This window comes from Staphylococcus sp. AntiMn-1 (genome assembly GCF_001663395.1).
Taxonomy (GTDB): Bacteria; Bacillota; Bacilli; order Staphylococcales; family Staphylococcaceae; genus Staphylococcus; species Staphylococcus equorum.
In genome coordinates this window covers 1438566-1457097 of the sequence record NZ_CP012968.1, presented here as the reverse complement: position 1 = coordinate 1457097, position 18532 = coordinate 1438566, and the positions used below count along the sequence as shown (strand labels likewise).

General features: G+C 35.1%; 15 protein-coding genes and 2 pseudogenes. 15 read left to right on the top strand and 2 right to left on the bottom strand.

All coding sequences use genetic code 11. The features are described from left to right. Nucleotides 1-6 precede the first annotated feature (6 nt). Nucleotides 7-981 (top strand): ornithine cyclodeaminase family protein, encoded by a 975-nt coding sequence (locus AOB58_RS07205; protein ID WP_064783181.1) that lies wholly within the window; start codon nucleotides 7-9, stop codon nucleotides 979-981. Nucleotides 982-1126: 145 nt separating this feature from the next. Next, a complete protein-coding gene (locus AOB58_RS07200; protein WP_064783180.1) occupies nucleotides 1127-1966 on the top strand; it encodes a sialate O-acetylesterase in 840 nt (279 codons plus the stop codon). Between the two features lie 108 nt (nucleotides 1967-2074). On the opposite strand, the gene AOB58_RS07195 is transcribed toward AOB58_RS07200, so the two are convergent. Further along, nucleotides 2075-2380, bottom strand: a complete 306-nt coding sequence (locus AOB58_RS07195; RefSeq protein WP_064783179.1) for a monooxygenase — start codon at nucleotides 2378-2380, stop codon at nucleotides 2075-2077. A gap of 223 nt (nucleotides 2381-2603) precedes the next feature. On the opposite strand from AOB58_RS07195, the gene isaB reads away from it, so the two are divergent. The 3 genes from isaB (at nucleotide 2604) to cidR (ending at nucleotide 5161) form a co-directional block, all read left to right on the top strand. Next, complete coding sequence (isaB, locus tag AOB58_RS07190; protein ID WP_064783178.1) at nucleotides 2604-3200, top strand: immunodominant staphylococcal antigen IsaB family protein; 597 nt, start codon at nucleotides 2604-2606, stop codon at nucleotides 3198-3200. A 196-nt stretch (nucleotides 3201-3396) separates the two neighbouring features. Next, the gene (bla, locus tag AOB58_RS07185; RefSeq protein WP_064783177.1) at nucleotides 3397-4245 is read left to right on the top strand and encodes a class A beta-lactamase; all 849 of its coding nucleotides are present in this window, start codon (nucleotides 3397-3399) and stop codon (nucleotides 4243-4245) included. 40 nt (nucleotides 4246-4285) lie between these two features. Further along, entirely contained in the window at nucleotides 4286-5161 is an 876-nt protein-coding gene (cidR, locus tag AOB58_RS07180; protein WP_002508530.1) for a cidABC operon transcriptional activator CidR, read from the top strand. Nucleotides 5162-5994: 833 nt separating this feature from the next. Here the strand turns inward: cidR and AOB58_RS07175 are convergent. Further along, complete coding sequence (locus AOB58_RS07175) at nucleotides 5995-6939, bottom strand: LacI family DNA-binding transcriptional regulator (protein WP_002508529.1); 945 nt, start codon at nucleotides 6937-6939, stop codon at nucleotides 5995-5997. A 147-nt stretch (nucleotides 6940-7086) separates the two neighbouring features. Here AOB58_RS07175 and eda point away from each other — a divergent pair, with 147 nt between their 5' ends. From eda to AOB58_RS07125, 10 genes and pseudogenes are all read left to right on the top strand, one after another. Beyond that, nucleotides 7087-7704 carry a bifunctional 4-hydroxy-2-oxoglutarate aldolase/2-dehydro-3-deoxy-phosphogluconate aldolase gene (eda, locus tag AOB58_RS07170; protein WP_064783176.1) on the top strand — a complete coding sequence of 206 codons (618 nt, stop codon included), beginning with the start codon at nucleotides 7087-7089 and terminating at the stop codon, nucleotides 7702-7704. Between the two features lie 2 nt (nucleotides 7705-7706). Beyond that, on the top strand, nucleotides 7707-8678 hold the full coding sequence (locus AOB58_RS07165; protein ID WP_064783175.1) for a sugar kinase: 972 nt from the start codon (nucleotides 7707-7709) through the stop codon (nucleotides 8676-8678). A 29-nt stretch (nucleotides 8679-8707) separates the two neighbouring features. Beyond that, nucleotides 8708-9744 (top strand): annotated as a pseudogene (locus tag AOB58_RS14060) (TRAP transporter substrate-binding protein). A 40-nt stretch (nucleotides 9745-9784) separates the two neighbouring features. Then, a pseudogene (locus AOB58_RS14055) lies at nucleotides 9785-10227 on the top strand (TRAP transporter small permease). Continuing rightward, on the top strand, nucleotides 10224-11519 hold the full coding sequence (locus AOB58_RS07150) for a TRAP transporter large permease (RefSeq protein ID WP_002508524.1): 1296 nt from the start codon (nucleotides 10224-10226) through the stop codon (nucleotides 11517-11519). The pseudogene AOB58_RS14055 and the gene AOB58_RS07150 overlap by 4 nt, the downstream one beginning before the upstream one ends. A gap of 15 nt (nucleotides 11520-11534) precedes the next feature. Next, nucleotides 11535-12941 carry a glucuronate isomerase gene (gene uxaC, locus AOB58_RS07145; protein ID WP_064783174.1) on the top strand — a complete coding sequence of 469 codons (1407 nt, stop codon included), beginning with the start codon at nucleotides 11535-11537 and terminating at the stop codon, nucleotides 12939-12941. A 2-nt stretch (nucleotides 12942-12943) separates the two neighbouring features. Further along, nucleotides 12944-13882 carry a mannonate dehydratase gene (gene uxuA / locus AOB58_RS07140; RefSeq protein WP_064783173.1) on the top strand — a complete coding sequence of 313 codons (939 nt, stop codon included), beginning with the start codon at nucleotides 12944-12946 and terminating at the stop codon, nucleotides 13880-13882. Then, nucleotides 13882-14703 carry an SDR family oxidoreductase gene (locus tag AOB58_RS07135; protein ID WP_002508521.1) on the top strand — a complete coding sequence of 274 codons (822 nt, stop codon included), beginning with the start codon at nucleotides 13882-13884 and terminating at the stop codon, nucleotides 14701-14703. Before uxuA ends, AOB58_RS07135 begins: the two co-directional genes overlap by 1 nt. A gap of 248 nt (nucleotides 14704-14951) precedes the next feature. After that, nucleotides 14952-16673 (top strand): ABC transporter ATP-binding protein, encoded by a 1722-nt coding sequence (locus AOB58_RS07130; RefSeq protein ID WP_071561977.1) that lies wholly within the window; start codon nucleotides 14952-14954, stop codon nucleotides 16671-16673. Nucleotides 16674-16826: 153 nt separating this feature from the next. Beyond that, complete coding sequence (locus AOB58_RS07125) at nucleotides 16827-18455, top strand: ribulokinase (RefSeq protein ID WP_021339674.1); 1629 nt, start codon at nucleotides 16827-16829, stop codon at nucleotides 18453-18455. Nucleotides 18456-18532 lie beyond the last annotated feature (77 nt).

The window sequence follows — 18532 nt, the reverse complement described above, 5'->3', positions numbered from 1 at the left end:
TGTTTTATGCTTTTTATAAGCGCAAAAGAACAAGCACAATTATTAGATATGTCAGAAATTGTTGAAGCAGTAGCGGAATCTTTACGTGCATATTCAGAGGGCAAGACTGATACACCTTTGCGCTATTCGTTACCTTTTAACGAGGATAACCGTTATCTCGTGATGCCGGCATTGTCAGATGAATTGAAGATTGTCGGACTTAAGACAGTGACCGTGGCACCAAATAATACTAAAGTCGGTAAGAAAACCATTGTAGGATCTGTTATTTTATCTAATTATGAAACAGGTGAAACACTAGCGGTACTCGAAGGCTCTTATTTAACGAAGATACGTACAGGTGCGATATCAGGTGTGGCAACGAAATACCTTGCACGTGAAGATGCTAAAACATTATGTGTCATAGGCACAGGAGATCAAGCGGATGGTCTTATTAAAGCAGTCCTTGCAGTAAGACAGATTGACCGTATACAGTTTTACAATCGCACGTATGAAAAAGCTGTGACCTTTGCTGAAGAAGTACAAAGTGTATATCCAAATCTAGATTTAGCAGTGTTTGATAACGTAGACGAGGCCATAGAAGACGCCATAGAAGACGCGGATGTCATTGTAACTGCTACCAATGCATCAGAACCAGTATTTCATAAGCGTTTAGCGCCAGGCGTTCACTTAAATGCTGTCGGTTCCTTTAAACCAGATATGCAAGAATTACCATCTCAAGCCATTGCAGATGCAGACAAGGTTGTTGTAGAAGCCGTAGAAGCGGTCATGGAAGAAACAGGAGACTTAATCAACCCGGTAGCAGAAGGTGTATTTAAAGCAGATGGTTTATACGGAGAACTCGGGAACATTGTTTCTGCAAAATTAGAAGGCAGACTATCTGAAGATGAAATTACAATTTTCAAATCTGTAGGCGTAGCCATCGTTGATATCGTAGTAGCCAATTACTTTTATCAAAAATTATTGAAACAACAAAACGAATAAAATAAAAGTGACTATCATTAATTTGGTAGTCATTTTTATGTCTATACATACTAAAACCCCTTTTTACTTCAATCAAATACATACATACGATATGATATTTATGATTAATAGTACATACATTCCAAAAGCGGAAAGGGAAATTTATATGAAATCAATTTTACTTATAGGGCAGTCTAATATGGCCGGGCGTGGCTTTATCGATAGCGTGAAGCCAATCTTAGATGAGCGCATTCAAGTATTGAAAAATGGTAGATGGCAAATGATGGACGAACCGATACATAGTGATCGTTCTGTTGCAGGTATAGGCCCCGCAGCATCGTTTGCTAAATTGTGGTTAGATGATCATCCAGATGAAACAATTGGCTTAATCCCGTGTGCAGATGGTGGTACAACGATTGATGATTGGGCAGAGGATCAAGTGTTAACACGACATGCGATTTCTGAAGCTGAATTTGCGATGGAAAGCAGTGAACTTATCGGTATATTATGGCATCAAGGTGAAAGTGATAGTTTAGAAGGTAAGCATCTTGACTACGAAATTAAGTTAAATCAAGTTGTGGATCATTTTAGACAAGCGCTTAATGCACCTCAACTGCCATTCGTAATGGGCTTGCTAGGAGACTTCTTAGGCCAAGCAGCGTTTGGTCAAAGTGCATCAGAATACACTCAAATTAATGAAGTGATTAAAACTGTAGCAGAAGCAAAAGATAACTGTTTTTACGTAACGGCACAAGGTTTAACAGCCAATCCTGATGAGATTCATATCGATGCCCAGTCACAGCGCTTATTCGGTATGCGATATTATGCAGCATTTTCACAAGGTGACAACATTAAAGACCCGTTACCAGATGAAAAGAAAGCAGATCATTTATTATATAAAAAAGAATATACAAAGAGTGAACAAATGTATATGTTAGTAGCACGATTATCTAAGAATGAAATAACTTACCGAACATTTACAGAAGAAATGGCAAAGATGTATTAAAGTTATTACCTAGGAAATTTTAAAATTCACACAAAATACCCCAACAATACGCACACTTTTCATGTGATGCTATTGCTGGGGTATTTTTAATACGCTATTGTCAAAAATCTACTCAACACGACCGTGTGTAATCTGTGTTAATCCTTCATTTATAGTGAATATTTTGGCGTTGATTTCCGTCACTCCCATAGCGTTGAGTCGTTCGCTGTGCATATTTAAGTAACTTTCAGCATGCGCTTTACTGTCGAAGGCGTAAATACCACCTGCTTCTTTGGCTGTTTCGTTCTCGGTCCAAATTTTCCATAAAAATCCTGGTTCATCATTAATCGATTTTGCTAAATCCTCGAATTGTCGTGCCATTTCATCTCCAAACGGACCATCTAAAGGAAAATCGACTTGTAAGATATGTACCATAAAAAATCATCCTTTCTAATTTCATAATCATATATTCACTATACATGTTTAATTCGTATACTGGTAAAATTTCAACTGCTTAAGTTAAAAAATCTAATTTAATTCTGATAATAATTTTAATATATAAAAGAGAAAATCCTTGCAATTAACATGATTTGGAGTATGATGAAGGTGAATAATTACACTTGCCAAAAGGGAAACTACAAAATAGGAGTGATTTATTATGAATAAAGTAGTAAAGTTACTATCTTCCACAGTCATAGTATCAACACTTGTCGTAGGTTCTTCCGCAGCGTATATCACGAGTAATAATCAAGAAGTCAAAGCGCAGTCAGAGCAAGTACAGAAATGGGGGCACGGTGAAGGTGGCGCTAGTGGTGCCAACACTGAAAGTAGTGCGAGTGGTGTAGAATTAAAAGCTGAAACACCATGGTATAACTACGAAGGTTATACAACATATGATGCTTCATTTACACAAGATTACAACTTTGTAAGAGCGTTAAAATATGATAATGTCTCAATCGATGGCTATAAAGTAGATCCAAAAGCAGGCTCTAAAGTTGAATATAACGAAACAACTTATGATACAACAGCATCATTTAATAAAGATGATGAAGTTGTTCAAACAACTTTCTTCACTAAACCAGATTCAGTTTCAAAGGATACGTTTAAAGATGCACACAGTTCTAATGAAATAACTGAAGAAGGAAAACTTGGTAACGAGGATGGCACGTTTGTAAAATATAAAACAAATGAAGGCAGCTACACAGCGTTCTTTGATACAAAAGATAATTTAATGGAAATGACTATAAGCCAATAGCCATACAGAATAATGAGTTACAGTTATTATAAAGTATGACTCGTTCACTCCTCATTGTTAGTGATTATGACAATGAGGGGTTTTTATTGTAGAAGCAAAAATTTAGGGATTTATAAATAATTGTATTTTTGTAATATAATAATTATAGTTAGCATAAGCATAAGGGTATATTTAAATTAAGGGGAGATGGATAGTTATGAAAAAATTTTTTTGGGTTTTAGTGTTTAGTGCATTATTTTTCATGATGAGCAATGGTACGGTATCAGCGAATGAATTTGATAAAATAGAAAAAGATAATAATACAACAGTTGGGGTATATGGTATTAATACTGAGAATGGTAAAAAAGTTCAACACAATGCGAATGAACGTTTTGCATTTGCTTCTACTTTTAAATCCATCGCGAGCGGTGTGTTATTAAATAATTATTCTGAAAAAGATTTAAATAAAAAAATAACAATTAATGAAGCAGATATTGTAGAATATTCACCTGTAACTGAAAATTACATAGGCAAACAGATGACACTTAAAGATTTAATTAAAGCATCTATGTTACAAAGTGATAATACGGCTAATAATAAAATAATGGAAGAACTTGGTGGCGTTAAAGGCTTTAAACATGAGTTGAAGCAATTGGGTGACAATATATCTAATCCACAACGCTTAGAACCGGAGTTAAATCTTTATGATCCAAATAGTACAGCCGATACTACAACACCTAGAGCTGCAGCACAGACATTAAATACAATTTTAACAAGTGACCAAATAAATGACGGGAATTTAGATTTACTGAAACAAGTTATGATTGAAAATGAAACAGGCGATAGTTTAATTAAAGCAGGTGTACCAGACAACTATATCGTTGGAGATAAAAGTGGTCAGGGCTTAACATATGCTACGCGTAATGATTTGGCATTTATCTATCCAGATAAACATAAAAAACCAATCATTCTTGCAATTTATACAAAACAAGATGACAAAGATGGTCAGCCAGATGATAAAGTGATCGCAGATGCTGCTGAAGAAGCAATTGCGCAATTACGCTAAGTTGATAAAATGATGATAGGGCTATTAAGAGGAGCAGAATATGGAAATAAAACAAATGAAATATTTTGTAGAAGTTGTGAGAAATGGTGGAATGACACAAGCTTCAGAACATTTATATATCGCACAGTCTACAATTAGTAAAAATATTAAAAGCATTGAAAACGAATTTGATATTACTTTGTTTGATAGAAGAAAAAAACATATTATTCTAACGGATATAGGACAGATTTTTTATGATAAGTGTGTTGAAGCATTAGCAGTCTTAGATGATTTATCATTAGAAATGGGCGACGTCACGAATTTAGAAAGAGGTCATATCCGCATCGGCATATCGGCAATTATGAATGTCAGGTTGTTTACGGAAAGTTTAAACCAGTTTCATTCCCAGTATCCTAATGTGACATATGAAGTCATTGAAGGCGGCGGGAAAGCGGTCGAATTTTATTTGAACAACGATGAAATTGACGTCGGTATTACAACTTTACCAGTGGATGAGGATATCTATCATGCGGTACCTCTATATAAGGAGAAGTTATTACTTATCGTTGATAAAAATTCTGAGTTAGCCCAACAATCATCTATCTATTTAGGTGATTTGAAAGATGAGAGCTTTATTATGTTTCATGATGACTATTACCTGAAAGATCAAATTATAGAAAGCTGTAGAAAAGTAGGATTTCATCCTAAAACAGTAGCTAAAATGTCTCAAATTACTTTTATAGAAAATATGATTCGTGATGGTATTGGCGTGAGTATATTACCTGAAAGTATCGTCAATATCTTAAATGATGGTGTTGTCGGCATTGAAATAAGTGGTGCTGATGTAGCGTGGAATTTAGGTGTTATATGGAAGAAAGAAAGTTATATGAATCACGTTACGCATGAATGGATTAATTTTTTAAAGGATTTGAAATAAAAAAGTGTCATTAAAGTTAAAGTATTCCACTAAGGAATGTCAAATATTCCAACTATGTATTTTAATCATAGATAAAGGCGTAATATAATAGAAGTTGTAGAGGGTTATGAGTACTGATTAACTGATCATTGCAAAATGATTATAAGTTGAGTTTTCAATATGTATGAATATCCACGTACAATCAATATATGATAGCTTTTATAATAAATGATAATTCAACTCAGGACTCATAACGGCAGAAGATAACTAAGGGAGTCCTCAAATTTTATAAAGATGGTAATCATAACGTACTAATCAGAGATGAAAGTAGGATTAGATACGTGATGCATTTGTAATATAGATACAAATGTATCGTATGTTAACCAATGCTTGCACAGTCGCGTGTTTTAGAAATTATAGTTAAAACCAATAAAATTCATCAGTTCTCCCATTAAAAAACTGAAAACAACCCCTATCTCTCTAAATATTGGTTAACTTTTTTCTGTACAAACAAGATGTGTTGTAACACGTGACTTGCAAGCAATATATAAAGCGCGCGTTATATTAACGGTATTTTAGCAAGTAGCATGTCATTGCATTATAAAGTGATAGGTGTACGCGATGTTGTATAACAGACAACAAGACAGGCACCATGCAATTTGGTAATGGCATTCCTAGATTATAAAAATCACTTGCTAGATGCCTTCATATATTTAAGAAAGCTTATGCTTCAGTTGAAGTAATATTAAAAAGTAATAACCCTCTAGATAAATATCTCTCAAACAAGAGCGACCCTAACTACACTGTCCAATGTAGCTAGGGTCGCTTTGTTAATTTAATGAAATTTGCATGTATTAAATATTATTCTGTAATGATGGATGTAAATGATATGCTGCATCGGTTGGTTCATTTTTAATAACTTTATCTAACGTAGTCACGATTTGTTGAGCGATTTCAGATGTAGGAACACCGATAGCATTGACAGGATAATCTAATTTTTTAATTTGTGGAATATTATCGTAAGAGTAAATCATTGGTTGATTCTCAGGTCCAATGGCATTAATCGTCCCTACAGTAATATCGTAACTTCCGCAAATCACGCCAGGAGAAAGCGTGTCGGTTTTTAAATGTTGCTTCACGGATGCTTCTGCTTCTATCGCGTTCAATCCATTAGAATCGATAATACGATAGGTAATGTTTTGTGCATTGCAGTAATCAGTAATCGCATCTTTTTTAGCGATTTGACGGGCATCATTTGTATTAATATCGCCTATGTAATCAATCGTTTGAATACCTTGTTCTAATAAGGCGTTAATAGCCATAATCATCGCTTCTGCATGATTGACATTGATAATCGGGTAGGGAATATCTCTATCTACACCATATGCGACTACCGGTACGTTATTATAAATTTCAGGCGGTAAGTTTGAATTGTCACCTTCGTCAAAGATAACGATACCATCACAGCCAAATTCAACAAATTTCTTTGAAGCGGCCGCAACGTCATCGATTGAAACAAACATGACATAACCGAGTGATTTAATGGCTCTATTAATTTCTGAAATGAGATGGGTCACGGCAACACGATCTACGGAAGGCCAGATTAATCCAATCGTGCCACTTCTTTTAGAAACGAGTGCTCGGGCCGAATGATTAGGTATGTAATTCATTTCAAGCGCTTTTTGTTGAATCATTTGTTTTGTTTTTGGTTTAACGAGTTGGGAATTTTTTAATGCTTTACTGACCGTGGAATAACTGACACCACAGGCTTCGGCAACGTCTTTTAAAGTAACAGCCATAAAAGTTCTCCTTGAAATAGATTGATTTAAGTTAGAATTAATTATACCATAGAGATAAGCGTTAGAATATTTTTTTGAATCTTAATAACAACGTTGTTATTTTTAGAAGTCAAACACAAAAGATGAAATTTATAAGGAGATGTAAAGATGAATTCAAGAGATACGATGAAGTATATTCAAGAAGGTCAACACATTGCAGTAATGCGTACAGACAACCCGGAGACGTTTTTAGATATTTCGAATCTAATTATAGAACAAGGGCTTAATATTATCGAAGTAACGTTAACGACACCAAACGCGATAGAAATTATTGCTGAATTATCTAAGAGAGAAGATGCGCTCATTGGTGCAGGTACTGTACTTGATAGTGTATCAGCACGTACAGCGATTTTAAACGGTGCTAAATTTATTGTAAGTCCATCTTTTGATAAGGAAACAGCTAAAATCGCTAACTTGTATGACGTTCCTTATATTCCAGGATGTATGACGGTTAAAGAAATGGTTGAATCGTTACGCTATGGTTGTAAAGTATTGAAACTATTCCCAGCAACACAATTTTCACCTAAATCTATCAAAGATTTCAAAGGTCCATTACCACAAATTGAGATTATTCCAACTGGTGGCGTGGGTAAAGATAATCAAAAAGAATGGTTAGACGCAGGTAGTTTTGCAGTAGGCATTGGCAGTGAAATTACAAAAATTTATCAACAACAAGGACAAGAAGCTTTAGTGCAATATATTTCTGAACTAAAAAGAGAGGTATAACTATGACGGTATTTGGATTTGGAGAAGTATTACTACGCTATACTCCACCTGATTACAAACAACTGAAAGATGCCAATACCTTTGGTGTTAATGTTGGAGGTGCAGAATTAAATGCGCTCGTGACCTTATCTCAATTTGGGCACGCTACTGAAATGTTAACGGTATTACCACAACATGCATTAGGCAATTTAGCTATGAAAAAGCTGTATCAGACACAAGTAGGTACAACATTTTTGAAACAACAAGACGGTAGAATAGGCACATATTATATGGAAGAGAGCTTTGACTTCCGAAGTGGTAAAGTCATCTATGATCGCGAACATTCAACTTTCGCAGAATATGGGTCAAGCGTCATCGATGACTTACCAATTCAAAGTGGTGATTACTTTGTATTGACTGGTATTACATTGGCAGTTAATACAACAGTACGACAACATATCGTTGATGCACTATCTAAATTAAAGCAACAAGGCGTTAAAATCATATTTGATATTAATTTCAGAAGTAACTTGTGGTCTAAAGAAGAAGCCGTACCAGTAATCAAGTCGATACTGCCACTTGTTGACGTACTTTTCTTTGGTAAAAAGGATGCGACGCATTTACTTGAGACAAACTCTGAAGAAGATGATATGAAGACATGTGCTGAAACGATTCAATCACAATATGAGATACCATTAATGGCTTCCAGTAATAGAGATATTGAGCAAAGTACATTACAAGGTATTATGTTATCGCAACAAAGCTATATTGAAGGCCAAGCTTATCAATATACGGTATTGAATCGCATTGGAGCCGGTGATGCATTTATGGCTGGTGTCTTACATGGACTGATTCGTAATTGGCAATTAGACGAGACTATAGATTTTGCGACGAAATGTTCAGTCTTACAACATACGACAAACGAGGATGCATTAAGTGTAGAAGAAAGCGATGTGCATAATTTATCCTCTCATTTCGGTGGGCTTAGTCGATAGAACCTTAAACAAAGGGGCATAAGAGATATATGAAAAAATTTTTAACACTATTTGTAAGCGCATTCTTTATAGCGGGAATGTTAGCTTTATCACTTCCTCATAGTTATGTTAATGCGGAAGAGAAGCAAAAAGAAATTATGTTAGCGCATAATCAACCGACGAGCCATCCGGTTCATAAATCACTTGAGATTTTTAAAGAAAGATTAGAAGAAACATCTCATGGTCAACTTAAAGTTAATATTTATCCGAATGGTCAATTAGGTAGTGAACGTGAAGCAATTGAAATGACGCAGACCAATGCAATACAAATGACTAAAGTGTCATCGGCTGCATTGGAAAGCTTTTCTCCAACATATTCATTGTTTAACATGCCTTATCTATTTGAATCAGAAGAGAATTATCGTCATGTTATGAAAAAACAAGAAGTACAAGATGCGTTTTTCAAATCCACTGGAGATAAGGGGTTTCTAGGGATCACATACTATGACGCTGGCGTGCGTAATATATACACGAAAGATAAAAAATTGAAGATAATAGTGATTTAGAAGGTATGAAAATAAGAGTTCAACCAAGCAAAACGAGTGTTGATTTAATTAAGTCATTAGGCGGCACACCGACACCAATGGATTACGGTGAAGTATATACAGCGATACAATCGGGTGTGATTGATGCAGCTGAGAATAATGAAACTTCACTCACAACAAACAACCACGGTGAAGTTGCTAAAAATTATCATTATACGGAACACGCAATTGTTCCAGATATCTTGATTATGAACAAAGATACGTATGATGACTTAACGAAACAACAGCAGAAATGGTTGAAAGATGCAGCAGCTTATTCTACTGAAAAACATGAAGTAATTTGGGATAAAGAAGTGAAAGAGGCTAAAAAGAAAGCCAAAGAAGACATGGGTGTGAAATTCCATAACGTAGATAAATCTTCTTTCAAAAAAGCTTCTCAGCCTCTACAAGATGAATTTAAAGAGAACCCAGATACAAAAGATGATTATAAACTAATCGAGAAGGAGGAGCAGCTTTATGAAGAAAGCAAAAAAGATCATTGATAAACTCCTCCTCACGTTAGCCGGTATTGCACTTTTTGTAATGGTTATATTATCCGTTTATCAAGTTGCTACACGCTTTATCTTGAATAGTCCAAGTACAATGAGTGAAGAAATCGTTAGATTCTTATTGATTTGGTTTGGTTTGCTCAGTGCCAGTTATGTATTTGGTGTAAAACAACATATAGCCATTTTATTTATTCGAGAAAGATTTCCTGAAAAATACAACTTATTATGGAAAAGACTTCAGACGTCATAATCATTATCGTAGCACTCGTACTCATGATTTGGGGTGGCTATGAAGTTGTGAATTTAACATGGTCACAAATTGCACCATCTACTGGCTTATCTATGGCAGCGATGTACGGCGCATTACCTGTTTCGGGCATCTTTATCATTTTCTACGCAATATATAACTTGTTAGATAAAGGAGAACTTGAAGCAGTTAAAGAAGCCAATCAAGAAGACGGGGGTGAGCGTGTATGACACTTGCAGCAGGTTTAGTATTGTTCATCACATTCTTCGCTTTCTTGATATTCGGCTTGCCTATCGCATTGGCTATTATTTTGAGTTCTATCATAACGTTATTAATGATATTACCATTCGATGTAACGATTATAACGGCAGCACAGCGTATGGTTACGGGCATTGATGATTTTACAATGCTTGCCATTCCGTTATTCGTCTTGGCAGGTATTATTATGAATAACGGTGGTATCGCCTTTAGATTAGTGAACTTTGCCAAAGTGTTAGTAGGTAGATTACCTGGCTCACTGGCACATACGAATATTGTAGGTAATATGCTATTTGGTTCTATTTCTGGTTCTAGTGTCGCTGCGGCGGCCGCAATGGGACGCATCATGGGACCAATGGAAGAAAAACAAGGCTATAAAAAAGAATACTCTGCAGCGGCAAATATAGCATCTGCGCCATCTGGTTTATTGATTCCACCAAGTTCACTATTGATTGTGTATTCACTTGTGAGTGGTGGCACCTCAATAGCAGCACTATTTATCGCAGGCTATATACCAGGTATCTTATGGGGCGTTGCTTGTATGATCGTGGCTTATGTTATGGCGAAGAAACAAGGTTACAGAGTATCTGAACGCATTAGTTGGAAAGATAAATTATTTTTAACATTAGATGCTTTGCCAAGTCTATTTTTAATTATCGTAGTCATTGGCGGGATTGTGTCAGGTATATTCACAGCAACAGAAGGTGCAGCAGTAGCAGTGTTATACGCTACAGTGTTATCACTAATATATAAAAGTCTGACACTCAAACAAATACCTAACGTCATCAAAGAAACGGCAGAAATTAGTGGTATGATTCTGTTCTTGATTACAGCTTCTGCACTATTTTCACTCGTAATGAGTTATACAGGACTACCTGAAGCCATTTCAAATGGCATTCTATCAATGACAGATAATCCAATCATTTTACTACTGATGATGAACGTAATTTTATTAGTCATCGGAACATTTATGGATATAACACCAGCAGTATTGATTTTCACACCGATCTTCTTACCTATTTCAGAAGTTTTAGGTTTAGATCCAATTCACTTTGGTATCTTAATTGCATTTAATTTATGTATTGGTAATATCACGCCACCAGTTGGTAGTGCATTATTTGTTGGTGCGAGTGTCGGCGGTGTTCGTGTGGAATCAGTATTCAAATATTTAGTGCCTTACTTTATCGCACTCATTATTTTATTGTTAATCGTAACGTTCATTCCGCAAATTTCATTATTCCTTCCTAAATTATTAGGATTATAGAAAAGGGGCAATAACATGGCATTAATTAATGACAATTTTTTATTAAATAATAAAACAGCAGTAAAGTTATATCAAAAGGTTAAAGATCTACCAATTTATGATTTTCACTGTCACTTAGACCCAAAAGAAATTTATGAAAATAAAAACTATGAAAACATTACGCAATTGTGGTTAGCCGGAGATCATTACAAATGGCGCTTAATGAGAGCATACGGTATAGAAGAAGAATTAATTACTGGTGATGCAGATGATTTCGATAAATTTGAAGCATTTATGAACATGTTGCCTTATTCAATCGTTAACCCAATGTATCACTGGTGTTCACTTGAATTAAAACGCTATTTTAACGAAGAAGCTGATTTAGATAAAGTGAATGTTAAAAAGCTATATAAATCTTTAAATCGTAAATTAGCGAAATCATCACATACACCTCAAAACTTAATTAAACAAAGTAATGTCTCTGTAGTTTGTACAACGGATGACCCATGTGATGATTTGGAATATCACAAATTATTAAATCAAGATAAAAAAGTAACATTTAAAGTGATTCCTACGTTCAGACCAGATAGTTACGTATTCTTAAGTGAAACAACAGTTAAAGACAAGATTAAGCAGCTTGATCAAACGATTGACGGTGAAATTAAAGATTTAAACAGTTATATCGAAGCACTTAAAACACGCGTTCATTATTTTAATAGACAAGGTGCAAGAAGTTCTGACCAAAGTTTTGAAAAAGCACCATTAATGTATGCGACAACAGAAGAAGCTACGGCAATCTATGAGTCCATGATGAAGGGTGAAGCAGTTTCCGAAACGCAACAATACGAATTAGCGGGTTACATTCTAACTGAAATTAGTAAAGTATATAAAGAATTAAATTGGGTCGTACAATTCCATTTAGGACCAACTAGAAATAATAATTCGAAAATGTTAGAAGTCGCAGGTACTGACAGTGGGTTCGATAGTGTAGGTGAACAACTAAGCGCTAAAACATTGAACGCGATGCTAGATCACCTTGAACAACACAATGCCCTATCAGATACGATTATTTATCCTAATAATGGTAATGATCATCTTATGGTTCAAGCTACTGCAGGTAACTTTACTAACAGCGAGCATAAAGTGCAATTAGGTGCTGCATGGTGGTTTAATGACACGAAAGAAGGCATGGAACAGCACTTAGTAGATTATGCGAACGTCGGCTTATTAGCTAAATTTGTAGGTATGCTGACAGATTCACGTAGCATGATTTCTTATACACGCCATGAGTATTTCAGAAGAATTTTATGTAATTTCTTAGGAGACAAGATTGAAAAAGGTGAGATTGCCTTATCAGATGCAACAATTGAACAAATGTTAAAAGATATTTGCTATAACAATGCAGTGAATTTATTCAAAATAGAAGGCGTTAAGGAGGTATAACGATGGAATTATCATTTCGTTGGTACGGTGAAGATGATCCAGTTACATTAGAGAACATTAAACAAATTCCAGACATGAAGCATATCGTTTCTGCAATTTATGATGTACCTGTAGGTGAAGAAATTAAATTAGGTACAGATAAACGTGATGAACTGATTGAAAATTATAAGACATCATTAGTGAATTTAGCTGAAAATGGTGTTAAGACAGTGACATATAACTTCATGCCTGTCTTTGATTGGACACGTTCACAATTAGACTATGAATTATCTGATGGTTCTAATACGTTGATTTATAAACATGATCAGTTAAAAGATATTGATCCATTAACTACCGATTTAAACTTACCAGGTTGGGACGAAAGTTATTCGAGAGAAGAAATGAATCATTTAATTACATCTTATCGTGAAATATCAGATGAACAATTGTGGGAGAACTTGAAGTACTTCTTAGATGGTGTATTACCAACTGCAATAGAACATGACATTGATTTGGCGATACATCCGGATGATCCACCATGGCCTATATTTGGTATTCCACGTATCATTAAAAATAAAGATAGCTATGAACGTTTACTTTCTATAAATGATAGTAAAAATAATGGTATTTGTTTCTGTACTGGATCTTTAGGTTCATTAGCTGAAAATGATTTACCAAGCATGATTAGAACGTTTGGCGAGCATATCCATTTCGTGCATATGCGTAACGTGAAACGACTAGATTCACATTCATTCTTGGAAACAGGTCATTTATCTAAAAACGGCTCAGTAGATATGAAAGCAGTGGTAGAAGCACTGCAAGATATTAACTTCAAGGGCACAATCAGACCAGATCACGGACGTATGATTTGGGGCGAAACAGGTAAAGCGGGTTATGGATTGTTCGATAGAGCATTAGGCGCAACTTATATTAATGGTTTAATTGAAGGAGTGAGCAAATGATGTCAAGACAATTTGAAGGAGTAAATGTAGTAATCACTGGTGCAACAGGTGTTATTGGATCAACGTTCGTCAAAGGCCTTGTAGAAAAAGGTGCCAACGTAGGTATTTTAGGACGTTCTGAAGATAAAATTGTTGAGTTACAAGATGAAATTGATAAAGAAAGACAACAAACAGTCGCATTAGTGGCAAATGTGTTGGATAAAGATGCTTTAACACAAGCGAAACTTAAATATAACGATACATTTGGTGCAGTTACAATTCTGATTAATGGCGCAGGTGGTAATAACCCGAATGCCACAACAAATGATGAAATGTATGATGAACAGGGTGATAAAACATTCTTTGATTTAACAGAAGATGGTATTGATAAAGTATTTAAATTAAATTACACAGGTACATTTTTACCGTCTCAAGTATTTGGTAAAGATGTCGTTTCATCTGAGGCAGGTACAATTATTAATATTTCATCAATGAACGCATTTACACCACTGACTAAGATTCCAGCATACAGTGGCGCAAAAGCATCTGTAAGTAACTTTACGCAATGGTTGAGCACTTACTTTGCCGGTCACATTCGAGTGAATGCAATTGCACCTGGATTCTTTGAAACAGCTCAAAATAAAGCTTTACTTAGAAATGAAGATGGTTCTTATTCAGAACGTGCTTCAAAAATTCTCTCACAAACACCAATGAATCGTTTCGGTGTACCAGAAGATATTCTAGGCACACTTTATTGGTTGATGGATAAAGAATTAAGCGGATTCGTTACAGGTATCGTCGTTCCTGTAGATGGCGGCTTCTCGTCTTATTCTGGCGTATAGAATAGATATAAAATTTAAAATAAACTCCTTAATTCAACATTGGTTAAGGAGTTTATTTTTTGTTGCTATTTTATATGGTAAAGATGAAAAGGAATGAAATAAAAATTTATTTAAGTGTTATAAATTCACTTTTTAAAATGTCACAAATATGATTTGAATGTTATTGATAATCCATATCAATTACTCCATAATATAAAGTATATGTAAAGAATAAATAAAATATTGAATTATAGAATAGGTGGGGTGTTGTGAAAGCATTTTTTAGCTATTACAAACCATATAAGGGTTTGTTTTTCTTAGATTTTGGTTCGGCAATTGTTGTAGGTTTGTTGGAATTAATTTTCCCGCTTATTACAAGTATATATATTGACCGTTTATTACCTACTAATCAATGGAATCTCATAGTGATTTTTGGAATTGCATTGCTGTTTGTCTTTGGAATTGTAGCGGTACTTAAATTTATCGTGACATATTGGGGACATAAGTTAGGTACGAATATAGAGCGTGATATGCGTAATGATTTATATAGTCATATTCAGAAATTGAATTTTAAGTATTTTGATAACCAAAAATCCGGAAAGCTCATTGGTCGACTGACGAATGATTTGATGGATATTGGTGAAGCTGCCCATCATGGCCCAGAAGATGTATTTTTATCTATCATGACGCTGATTGGTGCATTTGTCATCATGTTAACGATTGATGTGAAGTTAGCACTCATTACGTTTTGTGTGGTGCCTATTGTTTTTATCTTGGCTATATTTTTCAGCCAAAAAATGTCTCGTGCATTTAAGAACTTATTTACAAATGTGTCACGTTTTAATGAATTAATCGCAGATAATGTGGGTGGCATAAGACTTGTACAGGCCTTTACAAATGAAAAACATGAGCAAACGAAATTCAGAAATATAAACGATAATTTTAGAGCTACAAAATTAAAAGCATATAATTATATGTCTTGGAATATTACAATTAGTCATATTGCCCAAAATCTGACATTAATTATTGTGTTAGTAGTCGGAAGTTATTTTGTGTTGAATGGTGATTTATCTTATGGTGGTATCGTTGCATTTATCATGATTACGAATGTACTCTTTAAACCATTACAACAAATTAATATGATTATAGAGCTATTTCCAAAAGCAATTGCAGGATTTAAAAACTTTAGCGAAATATTAAGCATTACTCCAGAAATACAGGATGCACCAGATGCGATTCAAATGCCGAGTGATCCTAAGACGATTCAATATAAAGATGTAACATTTGGATATGGCGAAACACCAATTCTAAAAAAACTAAATTTAGATATTCAGCATGGTGAGAAGATTGCATTGGTTGGACCAAGTGGTAGTGGTAAAACGACAATCAGTTCTTTATTGCCGAGATTTTATGAAGTAGATGACGGTGATATCTTAATTAATGGCCAAAGCATCAAATCGATTCAGTTAGCATCACTACGTGCAGAAATTGGTGTCGTACAGCAAGATGTATTCCTCTTCTCTGGTACTTTAAGAGATAATATTGTATATGGTCATTTAGAAGCTGACGAAACTGCAATATGGGACGCAGTTAGAAATGCGCAATTAGAAACATTTATCGAGGACTTACCCTTTGGCTTGGATACACTCGTAGGTGAAAGAGGTACGAAATTATCTGGTGGACAGAAACAGCGTATTTCCATCGCTAGAATGTTTTTAAAAGACCCGTCTATTATTATTTTAGATGAAGCTACAAGTGCGTTAGATATAGAAACAGAAAATAAAATTCAATTGGCATTTAAAAAGCTGTCTGAAAATAGAACATCGCTCATTATTGCGCATCGTTTATCAACAATTAAAGATGTAGACCGTATTATCTTTATCAAAGATGGCGAAATCTTAGAAGAAGGTAGTCACGAAGTATTAATGCAACAAGATGGACACTATAAACAACTTTATTTATCACAGTTTAATGAAGTTGAAACGTTTTAAAATGTTTTAATGTGATTATAATAGTGAGTGTTATGGGGGCGGGATAGAAATCAAATTATGATTTCTATCCCACTCCCTTGTATTTTTAGAGAATCTTAATTATGATTTAAGAAAGCGCTTTCTTTCGTATGGGAAGATCTGGAGGGTTAAAGTATGGCTTACAGTATAGGGATAGATTTTGGAACAGGTTCAGGTAGAGCCTTTCTTATAAATACAGAGAATGGTGAAATTGTAGAGCAATTTATTAAAACATATACACATGGCACGATAGAAGGAGAACTTGATGGTCAAAAACTACCTCAAAGTTATGCATTACAAAATGCGAATGATTATATGGAAGTCATTGAAGAAGGCATTCCAGCTATTTTAGCAAAAACACAAATTGCGCCAAACGAAATTGTCGGTATCGGTATAGATTTTACATCGTCAACTGTGGTATTTGTGGATGGAAATATGGAGCCTATTCATAATAAGGAAGGATTTAAAGATAATCCACACGCTTACGTTAAATTATGGAAGCATCATGGTGCGCAAGACGAGGCAGATGTATTATTTAAGACTGCACTTGAAGAGAAGAATCGTTGGTTAGGCTTTTATGGCTTTAATGTGAGTAGTGAGTGGATGATACCTAAGATTATGGAAGTAAACAATAAGGCGCCTGAAGTGATAGCTGAGAGTGCGTATATCATGGAGGCGGGGGACTGGATTGTCAATCGACTCACTGATCAAAACGTCAGATCAAATTGTGGCTTAGGGTTTAAATCGTTTTGGGAAGCGGACACAGGATTCCATTATGATTTGTTTGATAAAGTAGATAATGATTTATCTACTATTGTAAGAGAGAAAGTGGAAGCACCGGTCGTTAATATAGGTGAAACTGTAGGTAAGGTTAGTCAGACAATGGCAGATAAACTGGGACTTTCACCAGAAACGCAAGTTAGTCCATTTATTATAGATGCACATGCAAGCTTATTAGGGATAGGTTCAGAAAGAGATAAAGAAATGACTATGGTTATGGGCACAAGTACATGTCATTTAATGCTTAATAAAGAACAACATAAGGTGCCTGGTATTTCTGGTTCAGTTAAAGGTGCCATTATTCCAGAACTTTATGCATACGAGGCAGGACAAACTGCTGTAGGTGACTTATTTGAGTACGTGGCGAAACAAACGCCGTATGATGATGTCAAAGAGGCGAAGTTACGCGATATTTCAATTTTTGAATTATTAAATGAAAAGGCCGCTAAACTATACCCTGGCGAAAGTGGACTTATCGCATTAGATTGGCACAACGGCAATAGAAGTGTACTTAGTGATAGTAATTTGAAAGGTTGCTTATTTGGCATGGGATTACATACGAAACATGAAGAAATTTATCGTGCGTACATGGAGGCAACCGCATTTGGTACTAAAATGATTATGCAACAGTATGAAGGATGGCATATGGAAGTGGATCATGTATTTGCTTGTGGTGGTATTCCTAAAAAGAATACATTACTCATGGATATCTATGCGAACGTGCTGAACAAACGAGTGACGGTTATTGATAGCGAATATGCACCAGCAATTGGCGCAGCTATTTTAGGCGCAATATGTGGTGGGGCGCATACGGACTTTAGTGAGGCGGTCGAAGCAATGAAAGAACCCGTATTATATACTGTTGAACCTCAACCGGATAAAGTGGAAATCTATAAAAAGTTATTTAACGCATATCAATCACTGCATGACTTACATGGCTATAAAAAAGCGAGCATTATGCGTGATGTTGCAAAATTGATGTAAGAGAATTAAATGTTTAATTAAAATAACCCAGAAGTAATATATCAGTGATGATACTTTACATCTGGGTTATTGTTATA

What these genes read in the sequence shown, in the direction of transcription:
- cidR (WP_002508530.1), top strand. Translation starts at nt 4,286, where the DNA reads ATGGAAATAAAACAAATGAAATATTTTGTAGAAGTTGTGAGAAATGGT.
- AOB58_RS07150 (WP_002508524.1), top strand. Translation starts at nt 10,224, where the DNA reads ATGACACTTGCAGCAGGTTTAGTATTGTTCATCACATTCTTCGCTTTC.
- isaB (WP_064783178.1), top strand. Translation starts at nt 2,604, where the DNA reads ATGAATAAAGTAGTAAAGTTACTATCTTCCACAGTCATAGTATCAACA.
- AOB58_RS07125 (WP_021339674.1), top strand. Translation starts at nt 16,827, where the DNA reads ATGGCTTACAGTATAGGGATAGATTTTGGAACAGGTTCAGGTAGAGCC.
- AOB58_RS07195 (WP_064783179.1), bottom strand. Translation starts at nt 2,380, where the DNA reads ATGGTACATATCTTACAAGTCGATTTTCCTTTAGATGGTCCGTTTGGA.
- uxuA (WP_064783173.1), top strand. Translation starts at nt 12,944, where the DNA reads ATGGAATTATCATTTCGTTGGTACGGTGAAGATGATCCAGTTACATTA.
- uxaC (WP_064783174.1), top strand. Translation starts at nt 11,535, where the DNA reads ATGGCATTAATTAATGACAATTTTTTATTAAATAATAAAACAGCAGTA.
- AOB58_RS07205 (WP_064783181.1), top strand. Translation starts at nt 7, where the DNA reads ATGCTTTTTATAAGCGCAAAAGAACAAGCACAATTATTAGATATGTCA.
- AOB58_RS07200 (WP_064783180.1), top strand. Translation starts at nt 1,127, where the DNA reads ATGAAATCAATTTTACTTATAGGGCAGTCTAATATGGCCGGGCGTGGC.
- AOB58_RS07175 (WP_002508529.1), bottom strand. Translation starts at nt 6,939, where the DNA reads ATGGCTGTTACTTTAAAAGACGTTGCCGAAGCCTGTGGTGTCAGTTAT.
- eda (WP_064783176.1), top strand. Translation starts at nt 7,087, where the DNA reads ATGAATTCAAGAGATACGATGAAGTATATTCAAGAAGGTCAACACATT.
- AOB58_RS07135 (WP_002508521.1), top strand. Translation starts at nt 13,882, where the DNA reads ATGTCAAGACAATTTGAAGGAGTAAATGTAGTAATCACTGGTGCAACA.
- AOB58_RS07165 (WP_064783175.1), top strand. Translation starts at nt 7,707, where the DNA reads ATGACGGTATTTGGATTTGGAGAAGTATTACTACGCTATACTCCACCT.
- bla (WP_064783177.1), top strand. Translation starts at nt 3,397, where the DNA reads ATGAAAAAATTTTTTTGGGTTTTAGTGTTTAGTGCATTATTTTTCATG.